Below are 17,528 nucleotides of genomic sequence, written 5' to 3'. Positions count from 1 at the left end.
TTAAGAATAGTAAATGCTTATTTAAAATAATCTTAAAATTTTTTTATCAATTTCACCGAAATACTTGTATTTATAATCTAACTCCCACACTGCTTAAAGAGTTCTACAGACTACCACAGCCATTAGTCAATTAGGAACTTTGCGAACTTGATAGCCCGCTTATATACGAGTATGATTTGATTGCGTGAAAAAACTCGCCCTCAACTCAAAAAGTCTTCTTTCCTACTCCCCACTCCCTACTCCCTACTCTCAGCCTACGCAAATAATTTCAGGAATCAAATCGGATTCCTATAGCAGTATAGTAGATAATAGAGCCAGATTATCTAGCCGACCCTCAACACTAAACTTTTTCCAGGTATTATTTGATAACTACCATTGAGGTGATGCGGCAATAAACTTAGTAACCAATTGTTCTTCTATAGGTTTAGAAAACAGATATCCTTGAGCAAAATTACAGTTTAAACTTCTTAATTGGGCTAGCTGTTCTTGGGTTTCGACACCTTCAGCGATCGCACTCATGCCCATTGAGTTGGCAATGCCAATCATTGCTGGGACTAGTCCCATATTCTCTTTGTTTTCCTGCATCCGTTTAACGAAAGATTTATCAATTTTGAGTGCATCTAAAGGAAAGCTGTGTAGGTAACTCAAAGAGGAATATCCTGTACCAAAGTCATCCATAATCAACTTTATTTTTCGCTGCTTTAATTGTTCAAGAATTATTTCAATCGCATTAGTATTTTCCATAATTACACTTTCTGTAATTTCTAATTCTAAGTATGCAGGATTTATTTTATTTTCATAAATTATTCGGTCAATTTGCTCTAACAAATTAGGCTGTAAAAATAACCGTGCGCTCAAATTTACACTCATAGTTAGAGGTTCTGGTGTTATTGGATAATGTTGCCAGATGCTGAGTTGATGACAAGCTGACTGTAATACCCAAATATTGATAGCATTAATCAAACCTGTTTCTTCTGCCACAGGAATAAATTCTATGGGAGAAACCAGACCGCGAATCGGATGTTGCCAGCGTATCAAGGCTTCAAATCCAGAAATTCTGCCTGTAGGGAGGGAAACAATTGGCTGATAGTAAACGAGGAATTCTTTTCTTTCAACAGCCCTTCGCAGATCATTTTCTAATTCTAAAAGCTGAATAGCTTCCTGATGCATCGCTGGATTGAAAACGTGATACTTGCCTCTTCCTTGAGCCTTAGCCCGATACATTGCCGTATCAGCATCCCGCAGCAAATATTCAGGATGATCGTAATCTTTATTACCCCAACTAATCCCAATACTGGCATTCATAAATACTTCATATCTGGACAGCTTAAAACCGAGTGATAGCTGTTGCAGAATCTGTTCGGCAACTTGAATTGCCATATTGATATCTGTGATATTTTCTAGGATAATTCCAAATTCGTCACCGCCCAATCGTGCTAGAGTATGAATAGGTATGAGACATGCTTGCAGGCGGTGAGCGATCGCTATCAGTAATTCATCTCCCACCAGATGTCCAAGGGAATCATTGATAACTTTGAAGCGATCGCAGTCCAAAAAAAGGAGAGCAAACTGATAACTAGATTTTTTCTTAGCTCGATTTAGAGCATTTTTTAGTCGCCTAATAAACAAAACTCGGTTTGGTAATCCAGTCAGGGAATCATGCAGCGCTATCTCTAGCAGTTGACTTTGCAATTTATGACGGGAATTTATTTCTTCTTCGAGTTTTTGGAGAGTTTTTTCTAGCTCCCCAGTTCGCTGTTTTACCCGATCTTCCAATTCGACATTTAGCTTCAATATTTCTAATCGCGCTGACCTCAATGCCAGTTGATTTTGCACGCGTACTAAAACTTCTTGAAACTCAAAAGGTTTGGTGATATAGTCTACACCACCTACCCTAAAGGCTTTAACTTTGTCAAAAACATCATCTAAAGCGCTTATAAAAATCACCGGAATATCAGATGTTAGCTCCCAAGCTTTAAAGGTCTGACAAATTTCATAGCCATCTACTTCTGGCATCATAATATCAAGTAGAATCAAATCCGGTAATACTATCTGAGTTGCGGTCAGTGCCATTTGCCAGTTCAAGGCTTTACGAACGTTATACCCTTCCCTTGTCAATATGGCGGATAAAACTCGGACGTTATCAGCTATATCGTCAACGATCAAAATATCTTTTTTCTTAGAGTCTAAATACTCGTAATTCATTCTACGTATGTTTTAGTCAATTCCATGATTTTCTCAAACTGGTAGTTATTCGCTAAATCCCTGAGAACTTTGAAAACTTGACTATTTTCTGATGGAATTTGCTTGAGTAACTCTAAAATCAGTTCATCGCTACAGCTAGCTGCGGCATAGTAAATCTGTCGGAGCGACTCAGGTGACATTTGGGATAAATGGCTCAGGAGTTCAGTAACACTGATAAATATCTGTGTAGGTTGATCGACAACTTTTGTGTTTGTGGTTTCTATTTGGTTGGTATACTTTACACCCAGATGTTGGCTCAGTTTTTCCAATAATACTTCTTGTGTGAATGGCTTGCGAATAAAATCATCACAGCCAATAGATAAAATTTTCTGGCGTTCTTCTTCAAAGGCGCTAGCAGTTAGGGCAATAACGATCGTGTCTGTATTGGAGCAATTCTGCTCTGTCCCAGATAAGTCACAAAGGAGAGCTAGGGCTGTTGGCGATCGCTTTTTAGACGCACCATTGGCATCATTTTCCATGACACCAGAAGCAACTGGTGTGGGAGACGCTACACCTACTTGGGTTTGGAATAGGGGTAAAATTTTGAGAACTTCGGACTCACCAGAATTGGGGAACCCAGATGCAAGGTACTGGCTCCCCGACGACAGCAGATGTTCCGAGTTTGGGAACCTCCGCAACGCATTGGCTACCCCATACCCTATTTGTTTAGCTTTAATTATTCTTGTCGCTTCGTAACCGTCCATGACCGGCATTCGCATATCCATAAAAATCAAGTGTGGTTGCCAAGATTCCCAATTAGCAACTGCTTCACTACCATCTGTAGCTTCCCTGACTTCAAAGCCAATAGATGTGAGAATTTTAACTAGTAACATCCGGCTTTCTTTGGAATCGTCAACTACTAAGATGCGGTATGCTTTCTCAGTAGGCGCTAAAGCTAGAATTTGGTATCTAATTTGGTTTGTCGGAATTTCTGTAGGGCAAGCTAAAGCAATCTGAATATTAAAGGCAAATTTACTACCGACACCCGGTATACTGCTGACAGTAATATCTCCTCCCATCAGTTGCACGTATTTCCGGCTAATCGCCAAACCCAGTCCCGTCCCTTGTTGGGATTTTCTGCCGATTTCGGTTTGCTCAAAAGCTTCAAACAACAAGTCAATTTCTTGTGGGAAAATACCGCAGCCAGTGTCTTGTACCTCGAAGAAGAGATGAGGGGGATGAAGAAGATTTTCCTCGCTCATCTCCCCCTGCTCCCCAGTTTCCCAGCCCCCAGCCCCCAGTCTCACCCTTAGTGTCACCCTCCCAGTATTAGTAAATTTAATGGCATTTCCCAAGAGGTTGAGCAAGACTTGACACAGTTTATTTTCGTCCGTATCTATGTATTTAGGAATGTTTTGGGCATATTCAAACACTAGTTCTAAATTTTTAGATGCAGCACTTGCGTGTTGCATCTCTTCTAATTTCTTCAATACATTAATTAAGTTAAAGCTGCTCTTATTTAATGTGATTCTCCCAGCTTCGATTTTGGACATTTCTAGAATGTCGTTAATTAAGTTGAGTAGATGTTCGCCAGCACGATTAATAATTGCCAAGTTTTCTTGATGTTCGCCAGATAGCGAATAATCTCGGCTCATGACTTGGCTAAAACCGAGAATGGCATTGAGTGGGGTACGCAGTTCGTGGCTCATGTTAGCAAGGAATTCGCTTTTGGCGAGGTTAGCGGCGGTGCTTCGCGCTGCTTCACGAATGGCTGCTTGTTGTTCTTGTGCGGCAATTTTTTGCGATTGAATTAGTTCTTGTTGGGTGATTTGCAGTTGCTCGATAGCTTGCTGGAACTCTTCAGTACGTTTTTTTACTTGAGCCTCTAAGGTACGATTGTATTCTGCTAATAAGTTTTCTGCTTGTTTGCGTTGGGTGATATCAAAAAATGTAGCGATCGCAAAAGTAAGATTTCCTGATTTATCATAAATTGGCTTTCCTAAAACTTCAATGGGAATACTTTTATCAAAATGACGAATTTCCATATCATCAATCCTGGTACTTTCCCCAAGCAATGCTCTCAAAATCGGCAAGCGATCGCTCGGGTAAAGTTGATCTGTCCCGGCAAGGTAAGCTTGATACACCTCTGACAATTCGCTGCTAACTTTTGCCATCGCTCCTTGACCTAGAATTTGCTGCCCAATTTTATTTGTGTAGTAAGGTTTACCTTCAGCATCTACAATAAATACACCTATCGGCATAGCTTCTAAAAATTGAGTTAGCCGACTCTGACTGTGAGATAGCGCCTCATTTAACACTTGCATCTCAGCATTCTTTGCTTCTAAAGTATTGAACGATACTTGTAGTTGCTTTGCCATAGTTTCAAATGACTTGGCTAGTTCCCCCAGTTCATCGGAACGCTGGATTTCTAGTATTTTCTCCCATTCACCTTTAGCAATTTTCTTCGCTGATGTGTTTAATTGTAAAATCGGCTTAATTACCCAGCGACTAGTCAAAATCCCAATTCTTGTAGCGACTAAAAAAGCAACTAGGCACAGCAAAATAGTGATGTGGGTATTGGCATTAATTTGCTCCATAAATTCGCCTTCGGGAATCACCGCCACAATTAGCCAATCTAAACCCAGTTCATCCCTCCAGTTTTTTACCTGCACAAAATAACGCATTCCATCGGCGGTAAAACTTAGCTGTTGCTTCTCTCCAACAAACTTAAGACTGCCAAAGCGTTTGATCAAAGACTCTGTTGTGAGTCTAATTAAAGAATTTTGACTATCTAATGCTGATAGACGTTTTCCCTTACCATTCATAATAATATATGGTGGCTCGCTAGTAGAAGAAGCCACTATTAACCCAGAACGCTCTAAAATAAAAGTTTTCCCCGAATCATTAATCTTTAAATTGGCTAAAAATTTGCCGATTTGTGATAAAAGCAAATCAACACTAATCACCCCAACAAATTTGCGATTTTTATCGTAAACAGGATAGCTGGAAGATATGGATAAGACTTCTGGTTTATCTTCCCATTGATAAATTTGACTCCAAACTCGTTTACCTGACTTGACTGGATCTGTATACCAAGCTTCTAGGCGAGGATCATAATTTTTAACTTCCTGTAAATGGCGGCGATTCCCTTGGTTGTCTGTAGGGTAAACATAAAGTTTGCCGAGGTCATGCTTTTCGCTAACTTCATTAATTAAGAGCTTGCCATTATCTAGACGTTCAACACCGATAAATTCACCTTTGGAGTTGGCAAAGCTGTTGTAGCCAACATTGAAAACTTGCATTTGTTTCCAAAAGTAATTGCCGGTGGTTTTAAAATCCGAAAGGTTGAGCAAACCTAGCTCAATCGCATCTAAGTTGATTTGATTAATTTGCTTCGGGTTTGTTAAATAGTCATCAAGATGCTGTTCAATGCGATCGCATATCTCATTTTCTAATTGATTAGCAAGCTCCGTTACCGCTTTTTGGCTGTTTTGATACGAAAGATAGCCCACAAGTCCAACCGCGCCACAAATTTGCAATATAAACGGCACAATCAGAACATACCTCAGGGGCATATTGGTATAAACTTTGCCAACTAAGCGATTAATAGATTTGATCGGCTGAAGTTTGGATAACATTGTTGTTTAATTCTTCCCCAGCATATATTAGGAGTATTCTTGCCATATCAGCTACACTTAATATCAGGATAATTACGACATATTATGCGTTTGTCATAATATTTATTTAAGTTTCTAAGTATAAAAAACTACAAAAATTTTATTTTCTACTTTTTTGACTGGCTAAATTCCTCCAACGTTTAATTTTCAGATTTAACGACGCCGATAGCGTCCCTCTACGGGGATCTTGCTACGCATAACGTCTCCAAAAGTTGCCTTAGCGGGTCGGACCGCTCGATGATTCGCTACCGTGCTAACACTGCGCTATCAAGCGTTATAGCGCGTCGTAGACATTCCCCCTGAATTTACTCAGTTTTATTAAATTTTCTCGGATGAACTGAAATTTAACCGATAAGCTACAGTATGCCATTCTAAAATTCAGGTCGTCATTAGCACGCAATCCTAAATTTAGTTTTTAATCGCTGATGTCTTGATTTTCCCGTCTCAAAACCTTTGAACTTGTACAAAAATAAGTAAAATAATTTTCAAATTTTTATACAAATACAGAGTCAATATAAAAAAAATTACTTAATATTTTTTATTTTAAATAAATATTAATTTTCTTGTAGAAATATGTCAACCTCATCGCCGATTTGGAAAATTTTTCCGGCTGATGATTGGGGTAATTGGGTATTGACACTCAATCTGTAAAAGTGATTAAAACGCGATGAAGCAACCCAATTTGGCAGAGTTGCTTGTCGCTGGGTTGCAAAGATTTTTTGAAAGTTTGGGTAAGCTTTTCCTAAGTAAGAATCGCGTGTTGGGACTATACAACGCTGACATGGATTAACTCCAAAAAAATCCACATCTCCCACTCGAAAGGAGACTAAATCACCTTGTTTACTAAATAGCCGATCTTCCCAAAATGCTGGTACACCATCAATTTCGATATTGGCACGCATCCGACGGCGCATTTCATCTACAGTTAAACCGGGAAACCAAGAAGCTACTTCTGCCAATGTTGCTGTACTAATTACCGTTGGGCCAGGTGAGTCTGTATCGTCAGGAAAACCCATCAAAGAATTTTGCCTTAATCTGACAGCAAACTCAAAAAAATTACTCATAGTTGTTTCTAATGCTTGCCGTTCCTTATCCAGATGAAAAATTTGTTGTGAATCACCGCCTGGGATATACAACGAGATAGTTCTATTTAAGAGTGCAAACTGCGATCTTAATAAGCTGATTTTAGCATGACGTTTGCTATTAACAAATCTATTTTCTTCGTCAAAAATGGCAAACTCGCGGTCATTCTGTAGTGCGCCGCTGGTAAGAACTCTAGCCTTATGAACTTCAACACCATCAAGTGACTTAACTGGATACAGTAAAATCTTGGCTAGGTAAGGCATCACATTGAGAGGCAGGGGAGGGAGGGGCAGGGGGCAGGTAGCAGGGGAAGAATTTCTAAGTAAGTGGGCGCAAATAATTATCACTGGCTCGTAGTTGCGCTTTAGCGCTGAAGCGCAACTACGAGCCAAATACAGAGATTTTACTTTTCGTTACATAGTTTGGTTTCATCTTGCCTAGCTACTTAACTCTTGACCAATGACCAATGACCAATGACCCATGACCAATGACCAATGACCAATGACCAATGACCAATGACTCCCCTAGTTTTCCGAACAAGTAAGCACTCGCGTTACTTGTTTAACCAGAGGAGCGTCAATAATATTGTTAATTATGGATATATAGGCGATTTATCTATTCCTCCAACATGATTTAGAGGCCAGAAGCGAACTACAGCCCGTCCAATAATATTCTCGCGGGGGACAACACCCCAGCAACGACCATCGTAACTATTATTACGATTATCACCTAGTACTAAATATGAACCGGTTGGTATAGTCTGGGGTTTTACCAAAAAAGGTGGCTGTAGCCCTGATTGGCAAACATCAATGACTGTAGTCTGACCAGAACTGAGGTAATTGCCTTCTGGTAGAGGTTTGTTGTTGATATAAACTTTGCCATCCTTAAGTTGTACTTTTTCTCCAGGTAAGCCAATTACACGTTTAATAAAAGCATCTTGGTATTGTTCTTTTTGTAGCTCTTTCGTAGGTGAAAACACCACAATATCTCCCCGTTGCGGGTCCGCAAATTTATACTTCAACTTATCGACAATGATTTTATCTGCCTCCCACTGGTTTGGCGTACCATGTAGAGTTGGTTCCATCGATCCAGAAGGAATCCAGCGTGCTTCAGCAACAAAGGTACGAATTCCCAGAGCTAAAACAATGCTCAATACAATTGTTCTACCTAGCTCTGCGATCCAAGAATTATCGGGTTGTTGACTAGAGTTGTTATCAGACACTTTATTTTGCATGAAATTACTTAACTGAAGGAAAGATGTAGGTAATTAATTCGCCTAGCGAGACTTTTTTTGTTAATCTTAAGGGGAAAATTTTAATTTCCTAGTCATGCTCCCATCTTGACTACCAATTTTAGATTGTGGATTTTAGATTTTGGATTGGGGTGTTTGTTGTGGTTTATGACTTGCCTCTGTTGGGCAAAACCAATATAAAATAGCCAAATTGCATCCTTTCTAGGCTACGGTCACCAGTTATCAGTTATCAGTTAAGAATTTGATTGTAAATTGGGAGTCAGAGTCCCCCACTTCTAACAAGTGGTGTATTTGGTGTCTTTCTTCAAACCCCCGCACTGAAACCGTGATAACTGATAACTGTTGACTGTTCACTGGGGAGCATCCCGTCAGGTGCAAAAACCTTGATAGCCCTCATCCCCTAACCCCGAATTCCATCATTTGGGAGAGGGAACCTAGAATTATGTCTCCCCTCTCCCGTCATATGGGAGAGGGGCTGAGGGAAAAGATTTAACCACTCATTGGGATGCTCCCGTTAACTGATTTAATATCCCCTCTAGGCTACGGTTAATCCAAAATCCAAAATCCAAGTTGCGCTGGAAGCGCACCAAAGGTGCGACCTAAAATCCAAAATTGATTGACGGGGTTACTCATAAATTAAAAATAAACTTTTTTTTAAGAGGCGGCAAAAATTGGTTACTCCGATCGCGAATAAGTTTAACCTAAAAGCATAGTTTTCTGTAATACATAGCTCCCTCTCTCAACAAAATTAACCTTATGTCATCTGCACAAATTTTACTGATTCGCCGCGCTCGCATAATTCTACCCAATGGTGAACTGATGATTGGGGATGTGTTGACCCGCGATCGCCAAATAGTCGAAGTTGCCCCAGAAATCTCCCAAATAGCACTAGCCACAGAAATTGACGCAGAAGGGTTAACTTTGTTGCCAGGAGTCATTGATCCGCAGGTACATTTCCGAGAACCTGGACTAGAACACAAGGAAGATTTATTCACCGCCAGCTGTGCCTGTGCTAAAGGGGGGGTCACTTCTTTTTTAGAAATGCCCAATACACGCCCCCTGACAACGACACAGCAGGCTTTAGACGACAAGCTAAAACGTGCCTCACAAAAGTCCTTGGTTAATTATGGCTTTTTTATTGGGGCAACAGCAGAGAATCTTCCAGATTTGGTTTTAGCAAACCCAACACCAGGAATTAAGATTTTCATGGGGTCGATGCATGGTCAGTTACTAGTTGACGGCGAAACAGCACTGTCTGCGATATTTGCTAAAGGCGCTCGCTTAATTGCCGTTCATGCCGAAGATCAAGCTAGAATCAACCAACGTCGCCAAGAATTTGCCAACATCCACGATCCAGCCGTTCACTCGCAAATTCAAGATAATCAAGCGGCATTGCTAGCAACCCAACTGGCATTAAAACTTTCTCAAAAATATCAACGTCGTTTGCATATTTTGCATACGTCAACTGCCGAAGAAGCAGATTTGCTGCGTCAGGAGAAACCTAGTTGGGTAACAGCAGAAGTAACACCACAGCATTTGTTATTGAACACCAGTGCTTATGAGAAGATTGGCACTTTAGCACAGATGAATCCACCTTTGCGATCGCCCCACGATAACGAAGTTCTCTGGCAAGCTTTGCGCGATGGCGTGATTGATTTCATCGCCACAGATCATGCGCCGCACACCTTAGAAGAAAAAGCTCAAGAATACCCCAATAGCCCTTCGGGAATGCCTGGGGTGGAAACTTCTTTAGCTTTGATGTTAACTGCGGCGATGCAGGGAAAGTGTACTATTGCTCAAGTTGTTAACTGGATGTCAAAAAATGTAGCTGTGGCTTATGGTATTCCCAAAAAAGGAGCGATCGCGCCTGGTTATGATGCCGATTTAGTACTTGTAGATTTAAACACATACCGTCCAGTCCGGCGCGAAGAACTCTTAACCAAATGCCGTTGGAGTCCCTTTGAAGGCTGGAGCCTCACCGGCTGGGCTACAACCACCATTGTCGGCGGTGAGGTAGTTTATGACAAAGGTCAGGTAAATACACAAGTGCGGGGTCAAGCTTTAACTTTCTTATAGGAAATATTTATTTAAGCTTATAAGTGTTTGAAGTCAAATTTTCAATAACTACTCCCTTCGCGCTATAAGATTACCTATTTATTCTTCTTTTCCCTGCAAGGCATTCTTCTCTAACGAGACGCTGCGCGATGGCGTAAGTAGGTAGGCAAGATAAAACCAAACTATGTAACGAAAAGTAAAATCTCTGTATTTGGCTCGTAGTTGCGCCCTCTTGCGCTTTAGGGCAACTACGAGCCAGTGATGATTATTTGCGCTCACTTACTTACTTGGTGGTTGGTTAAATCTTCCAGCCGGATAGGTAGTATTGCAAGAAATCTGATGATGCTTGTTCCCAGAAACTATGCCCGTAAACATAACGATAGAAAGAATCAAGGAGAATTGCTATGTCCTTCAAAATTTTAGCTTTAGACGGTGGTGGTATTCGCGGAGTCATTGCAGCCCGAATACTTCAAGAAGTAGAACAAGAAATTAGAAACCAGGGGAAAGGAAACTATTTACACGAATACTTTGATCTGATTTCTGGCACTTCTACCGGTTCAATATTAGCAGGAGGAATTGCTCTAGGAAAGGAGAGTCATGAACTGATTCAACTGTATAAAGATAGAGGGAAAATTATATTCCCGTTGGATAGAAAAGAGCGCTATAAAAACTTGCCGTCCATCATCCAACCAATTATTGATGTATTTTCAGCACCTAAATATTCTCATGATGGAATTATTAGCGTCCTCAAAGATACATATAAATCCACAATAATAAAAGATATTGAAAAACCCATTATTTTGATTCTTGCTTACGATACGTTATATCGTAATACAACCTTTTTTACAAATTGTCATCCCGATCTGGGAGACAGATGGTACGATGACTGTTATTTATGGGAGATATGTACTGCTTCTGCCTCCGCTCCTACTTTTTTTCCACCATATAAATTAGAACCTGTAGATAAAGAAAAATTTGGTGATTGGGAATTCCCACACATTGATGGAGGAGTTTCTGCTAACAACCCCTGTCTCGCAGCTTTGAGTCTAGTTATGAGGATCAGTCAATCTTCAGTCTCTCCAACAATCAAACAAAAATATAAACTTGATAATCTGCGATTAGAAGATATTTCTATTCTTTCTATTGGTACAGGTCAAACTGGGGAACCATATCAATATAAGCAAATAAGCAAATGGAGAGGCTTCGACTGGGTACAAAATCTTACTAATATCTTTATGGAACCTACATCTGAGATTGATAGTACTATTTGCCGACAAATCATGGGTGGATACGATTCTAAACGTTACTTACGGCTTCAGTTTGACTTAAATGAGACATTTAAAGCCAAGCCAGAAGAGACTTATAAAGATCCTCGCATTGTATTACCTCCAGAAGATCGAAAAAACCGATTTACAGGGCAAAAAGTCAGTAAAGAAATAGATAACGCTAGTTCGGAGATTATTCAGCAGTTAATAGATACTACTTCTGCATTCATTGATAAAGGTCTTACGTACTATACCAGAGATGACTCCGGTTATCCGATAAAAGAGGCGATCGCCTCTTTCATTAAAGATAACTAGTATATCTAAGTAGATATATTAGTAAAAGTAATTTAAAATACATTAGCTCCCATTCAGATGCGGTACAACATTATATCGCCAGGTGTAGGGGCATGGCAGTGCCATGCCCCTACTGATGTATAGCAACCGCCAAGGCGGTTTGGGCATAAACTGGAAATAGTTTCTTTCCTTTTGCTGGGGAGCGCGATCGCTGTACATATGCCTAAACCCTACAGTTACGACCTTCGTCAAAAGGTGATTCAAGCCATCGAACTCGATGGCTTAAAGAAAAGTGAAGCGAGTCTTGTTTTCAATATCAGTCGCAACACTATAGACTTATGGCTGAAGCGACGAGCGGAAACAGACGATTTCCAAGCCTTGCCCAATAAGCCTCCCGGTAATGGTCATAAAATCACCGACTGGGAAAAATTCCGTGAGTTTGCTTCATCTCATGGCGATAAAACCCAAGTTGATATGGCCTCACTTTGGGAGGGACAAATTAGCGATCGCACGATCTCACGGGCATTGAAGAAAATTGGCTTCACTCCAAAAAAAAGACCTACGGCTACCGTGAACGCGATGAAGACAAACGGCAGGCGTTTATAGCGAATTTGTCCACCCTACCAAGAGAGAAGATTGTTTACCTCGATGAGTCTGGGATGGATAGCCGAGACCAGTATGATTACGGTTGGAATGAAAAAGGACAGCGCTTTGATGCACTTAAGTCAGGGCGACGTCAGGGACGGGTAAACATGATTGCAGCACTATGTAACCAAAACTTAATAGCTCCCTTCACTTGTGAAGGAGCGTGTAATCGAATGGTGTTTGAAACGAGGGAGAGAAACTTGTTTGCTTCCAGCACTCGAACCTGGACAATTTGTAGTAATGGATAATGCAACATTCCACAAAGGTGGGCGTATTCAACAACTGATTCAGGATGCAGGATGTGAAATTCTATACCTACCGCCCTATTCTCCAGACCTTAACAAGATTGAGAAATGCTGGTCTTGGTTAAAAAGTCGAATCCGCAAAAAACTAGACCAGTTTGATTGTTTACGAGATGCCATTGAGCATATCTTACATATTGCGTCCTAACTGCCTTGGCGGTTGCTATACCTCACATAAACGAGAACCGCTATAAAACATCTCGTATTTCTAGATAATTATTGTCGAAATACGAGATGTTTTATTTAAAGCTTTATTAATCTCGGTGTTAACTACATAGGTGAAGAGAAGAACTTATTGCTATTTAAAATTATTTATTTAAATTAATTTAAATAAATAATTTTAAAAGTTCAGTGTTTATGTGTATACATTACTACTTTAATTTGGGTATATTGAGGATAAGGAAAAGTTAGACAACTTTTAGATAACTTGATGTTATTTAACTTTTCTCTACTAGCTTTGGCTGCTAAGTAATCCAGATTTGTTCTTTTAATGACAGTAGAGAACCAATCGGGTAAAACCAAGCTGACTAAGTTCTGTAAAAACTCTTCATTTATTTTGGGTTGAGATAACAATGTTAGTGATTTACAGTGGTGAGCGTGGTAGTGGCAGATAGAACGAGTGTGGAGTTCTCCCTCGACTGTTTGCAAAAATTTTATCGTATTGCATGTTCTCAAGAAAGTGACATTTCTCGTACTAAGTCGGGAGATGAGCTGAAATCGTGGCAATGACTTCGCTAACGTCACAATTGAATGGGATGAGTTCGACTTGACGAGTGCCTTCATTTCCATAAATCAAGCTCACACTTAGATAACTATCTGGCTTGTAAGGCAATCGTTCTGCCCATTCAACTGCCACAATTCCTGGTATGACTTCAACACCTTCCCAGTAACTTTCTAAATTCAGGGCTACAACTTCTTGTGGTTCTAGGCGATATAAATCTAGGTGGTAAAGGGGGAGGCGTCCTTCCGTGTACTCATTAATCAGGGTGAAAGTGGGACTGACAATAGGTTCAGCAATTCCCAAACCCTTGCCAATACCTTGAACTAGGGTAGTTTTACCAGCACCTAAATCACCCTCTAGTAAAATTACACTGTTAGGAGTCAGGGATTTACCCAAACTAATACCTAAGCGTAGCGTCGCCTCTGTATCTGCAAGAAAAATTTTCATAATTAGTCATAGGGCATTAGATATGGGGCATTGGTTGTTCACAAATGACAAATGGCAAATGACTATTTACCGTGATGACCTTTACCGTACCACCGCAACAACACTTGTGCTAGTTTCTGCGGATTGTGACGGATAACACCCGTTTCATCTTCATACAAAACATTAGCTGGAACAATCCTTCGCCCTAGCTGAGTTACGGCTTCTCTATCCAAGAAAACGGGATGGGAGTTTTGTTCGGCATAGCGCATGAGTGATTGCTCTGAGGGGGATTTTTTGTGTATCAGTACAGCATCGAATAGCCGTCTTTCCCCACAAGCAGCATCAATTGCTCTGATATGATCTGCAACAGTATAGCCTTCAGTTTCTCCTGGTTGAGTCATTATATTGCAGATATAAATACGGGGGACATCTGTTTGAGCGATCGCATCGGCAATTTCTGGTACTAATAAATTAGGAATCAGGCTTGTATAAAGGCTACCTGGCCCAATAATAATGTAATCAGCTTCTTTAAGTGCCTTAATAGCTGCTGGTACTGCTGGAGGATTAGCTGGAATGCAGCCAATTTTGACGATTTTACCGCCAGCTTTGGGAATGCTAGACTCCCCATCAATGCGCCGACCATCGGCTAATTCTGCCCAGAGGCGAACATCACTAAGAGTTGCTGGTAGTACTTGTCCCCGTACCGCTAGCACTTTAGAACTGGCTGCAACTGCTTGTTCTAAATCTCCAGTAATATCACTCATTGCCGTTAAAAACAAATTACCAAAACTGTGACCCGTTAAGCCATCTCCAGCTCGAAAACGGTATTGGAACAATTCTGTTAATAACTTTTCTTCATCTGCTAGTGCAGCCAAGCAATTGCGAATATCACCTGGTGGTAACACTCCAAATTCTTGACGCAACCGCCCAGAAGATCCACCATCATCGGCGACAGTGACAATAGCAGTAATATTAGCGCTGTAGGTTTTTAGTCCCCTCAACAACGTAGAAAGTCCCGTACCACCACCAATTACCACTATTTTCGGGCCTCGGTACAATCGATGATGTGCCAGTAAAACATCAATCAGTTCCTCTCCGCCTTCTGCTCTTAGTACCTTAGTAATTGAGCCTACAGTGCGAGTTTGCCCCCAAAGCACTAACAGTAAGCCGCCAAGCAGCACCAAAGGTCCACTAACATAGTTGGGTAAAATGTTGGTGATTACTAAGAGAAAACTCCTAAACAACTCGATAGTCCAAAAAATTGGGGTCAGCTTAATCCAGATAGCTAACCCCAAACTTGCCAGCAGTACACCCCCAACACTGATTAACAACCAACGTTTTACCGATAATCCAGGGGATAACCATTTGAACCACTGGTTAACCCGATAGGAAGTACGAGAACGCGACTGCTTTTGCAGGGCGTTGAGGGCTTGTCTGAGAAAACCAATTGACATACCTGATTTGGAGCTGTGCTACAAACAATAATTAACAGAAAATGTACACCAGTTGGTTTAAAACACTTGGCGTGAAACTATTATATTTGTCTATCCCTTTAGACTAAGAGCAAGTGGTCAAGATTGCCAGTATTTCTATTTACAGCATTTTTCAGGTATTTAGACCACAACTAAGAGGGGGAATAGGGAATGGTGTAGTTCAATTACTTGAAAAGTGCGGTAAACAATACCCTAGCTTGATAAATGTGAATTTAATGGAAAAACGAATTTTAGGATTAGATCCAGGACTGGCAATTTTAGGATTTGGGGTAATTACCTGCACGCAAGTTCTTAACAAGGTACAAGAGACTAGAGTAAATATGCTGGATTTTGGGGTAATAAAAACGTCAGCAGATGTAGAAATGGCACAGCGCTTATGTACCTTGTTTGATGATTTACACACCGTGATGGAAGAATTTAAACCAGATTTGGTTGCGATCGAGAAGCTATTCTTCTATCGAATGTCAAATACAATCCTAGTTGCACAGGCGCGGGGTGTACTTATTTTGGTGTTAGGCCAGCGCCGTCTTCCCTACGTAGAGTTTACTCCTGCTCAAATTAAGCAAGCTTTAACGGGGTATGGCAATGCTGATAAATTAGATGTGCAAGAGGCGGTAGCGCGGGAGTTGGATTTAGATGATATTCCCAAGCCTGATGATGCTGCGGATGCTTTGGCGGTAGCTTTGACGGCTTCTTATCAGCTGTAAGTAAGTGGGCGCAAATAATCAAATCATCACTGGCTCGTAGTTGTCCTAAAGCGCAAGACAGCACAACTAGGAGCCAAATACAGAGATTTTATTTTTCGTTACATAGTTTAGTTTTATCTTGCCTACCTACTTAGATGTAAAAAGAAAGTCTGTATATAGCGCGATCGCTGTAACAAAATACTGCTGTTCTTTTCTACCAGTGAGCCCAATACTGCTCGGTTTTTGGATTTTTCGATAGTGTTTTAGACCTGTAGAGACGCGAAATTTCGCGTCTCTACACAAGGTTTTTAGTCTTATCCGAGCAGTATTGCCAGTGAGCCACCAACTTTAGCGATCGCTCTAAATCGGAATTAAGGGACTTCCAAGTAAAAAAATATCCCAAAACTGACACAAAAATCTTCTCTATTCTCTTCTCTCTGTGTTCTCTGCGCCTAGAAAGGTTCGTTTATTTGGATAATTTATTTCTTGGAAATCCCTAATGGCATTGCACCAAAGACAGATCCCCCGACTTCTCCAATAAGTCGGGGATCTTTTTTTGAGGAAAGATTTAATTGCTTATTGCATTAAAATCTGACTTCAATAGACCTCCTGCATAAATCAAAAATAAAGAACCCCACCCTGCATTTGAATAAACTTACCCTCCTCTCCCCAAAATATCGGGGAGGGGTTGGGGGTGGGGTGTTAGGGACTTTTGCAAGAGGTCTAATAAGCAAAATCCGCAATTACTTTCTCAAACCCCAGTTTGCTTTCTCATTTTGGTGTTTTCCGCAAATCAAAATTATAACTCTTGTGAGGTGGGGCGAAAAGCTCGCCCTAATTATGCAAGATTATTTGTAGAACAGCTTAATTGTTCTTAGGAGTCCTGACTTATGACTCCGTTTCAATAACTTAACTTTTCTTAAGTAAAATATGATTAAACAGTCAATGATTATTATCCTAATGGGTGTCTCCGGTTCTGGCAAAACCGAAACAAATCCCTGAATAACAAGGCTTCTACTGCACCTATCCTAATTTACTACTCATTTGCTACTCAAAACAGCTATGTCTTGCCCCGATTTTTAGCGATCGCAACCAGCGATCGCGCTACTCAAATGCTACTCATTCAGAGCAGTAGACTCTTAATCTATTGGTTGCGCTTTCTTATCCCTCGTCACCCACTACTTTCAGCCTCTAGATTTTATCCTTGACTAAATCTTGACTAAATCTTGACTAAATCAAGCAAACACTATCCGCTACAATCCTCATTCAGCAAGGATAACCAGAATTTAATTTTGACTAATTTGAATAAAAACGCCTTTTCTCCAGTAGGCAGCTAAAATGTGACAAAAATGGAATTTTGACATGGTAGTACTCTACGAAAAATACCGAGGAATACTGCTAGAAATTTTTTACACAGAAGACGGCTACTGTTACGCATCCTGTGA

The 17,528-nt window shown here is 40.5% G+C and carries 10 protein-coding genes and 1 pseudogene; 5 read left to right on the top strand and 6 right to left on the bottom strand.

Annotated features, from left to right (window positions below; genetic code table 11):
• Positions 1–369: 369 nt before the first annotated feature.
• The 4 genes from V7K32_RS01050 to lepB form a co-directional block, all read right to left on the bottom strand.
• On the bottom strand, positions 370–2,205 hold the full coding sequence (locus V7K32_RS01050; RefSeq protein ID WP_334989523.1) for a two-component system response regulator: 1,836 nt from the start codon (positions 2,203–2,205) through the stop codon (positions 370–372).
• The gene (locus V7K32_RS01045; protein ID WP_334989521.1) at positions 2,202–5,822 is read right to left on the bottom strand and encodes an ATP-binding protein; all 3,621 of its coding nucleotides are present in this window, start codon (positions 5,820–5,822) and stop codon (positions 2,202–2,204) included. Before V7K32_RS01045 ends, V7K32_RS01050 begins: the two co-directional genes overlap by 4 nt.
• A 593-nt stretch (positions 5,823–6,415) precedes the next feature.
• Positions 6,416–7,207 (bottom strand): MOSC domain-containing protein, encoded by a 792-nt coding sequence (locus V7K32_RS01040; protein WP_334989519.1) that lies wholly within the window; start codon positions 7,205–7,207, stop codon positions 6,416–6,418.
• Positions 7,208–7,536: 329 nt separating this feature from the next.
• On the bottom strand, positions 7,537–8,178 hold the full coding sequence (gene lepB / locus V7K32_RS01035) for a signal peptidase I (RefSeq protein WP_334989518.1): 642 nt from the start codon (positions 8,176–8,178) through the stop codon (positions 7,537–7,539).
• 774 nt (positions 8,179–8,952) lie between these two features.
• On the opposite strand from lepB, the gene V7K32_RS01030 reads away from it, so the two are divergent.
• The 4 genes and pseudogenes from V7K32_RS01030 to V7K32_RS01010 all read left to right on the top strand — a co-directional run bounded on the left by V7K32_RS01030 (position 8,953) and on the right by V7K32_RS01010 (position 12,905).
• A complete protein-coding gene (locus tag V7K32_RS01030) occupies positions 8,953–10,272 on the top strand; it encodes a dihydroorotase (RefSeq protein WP_334989516.1) in 1,320 nt (439 codons plus the stop codon).
• A 383-nt stretch (positions 10,273–10,655) separates the two neighbouring features.
• Complete coding sequence (locus tag V7K32_RS01025; protein ID WP_334989514.1) at positions 10,656–11,831, top strand: patatin-like phospholipase family protein; 1,176 nt, start codon at positions 10,656–10,658, stop codon at positions 11,829–11,831.
• Positions 11,832–12,029: 198 nt separating this feature from the next.
• Positions 12,030–12,416, top strand: coding sequence for an IS630 transposase-related protein (locus V7K32_RS01020; protein WP_334989512.1), 387 nt, complete (start codon positions 12,030–12,032; stop codon positions 12,414–12,416).
• Between the two features lie 53 nt (positions 12,417–12,469).
• Positions 12,470–12,905: pseudogene (locus V7K32_RS01010) on the top strand (IS630 family transposase).
• Positions 12,906–13,451: 546 nt separating this feature from the next.
• On the opposite strand, the gene tsaE reads toward V7K32_RS01010, so the two are convergent.
• Positions 13,452–13,925 carry a tRNA (adenosine(37)-N6)-threonylcarbamoyltransferase complex ATPase subunit type 1 TsaE gene (tsaE, locus tag V7K32_RS01005; RefSeq protein ID WP_334989506.1) on the bottom strand — a complete coding sequence of 158 codons (474 nt, stop codon included), beginning with the start codon at positions 13,923–13,925 and terminating at the stop codon, positions 13,452–13,454.
• Positions 13,926–13,987: 62 nt separating this feature from the next.
• Complete coding sequence (locus V7K32_RS01000) at positions 13,988–15,358, bottom strand: gluconeogenesis factor YvcK family protein (protein WP_334989504.1); 1,371 nt, start codon at positions 15,356–15,358, stop codon at positions 13,988–13,990.
• A gap of 254 nt (positions 15,359–15,612) precedes the next feature.
• On the opposite strand from V7K32_RS01000, the gene ruvC reads away from it, so the two are divergent.
• A complete protein-coding gene (ruvC, locus tag V7K32_RS00995; RefSeq protein ID WP_334989874.1) occupies positions 15,613–16,104 on the top strand; it encodes a crossover junction endodeoxyribonuclease RuvC in 492 nt (163 codons plus the stop codon).
• Positions 16,105–17,528: the final 1,424 nt, after the last annotated feature.

Origin of the sequence: Nostoc sp. (genome assembly GCF_036917635.1) — a bacterium.
GTDB lineage: Bacteria > Cyanobacteriota > Cyanobacteriia > Cyanobacteriales > Nostocaceae > Nostoc.
The sequence above is the reverse complement of the archived record's forward strand: the minus strand, read 5'-3'. Positions and strand labels throughout refer to the sequence as shown.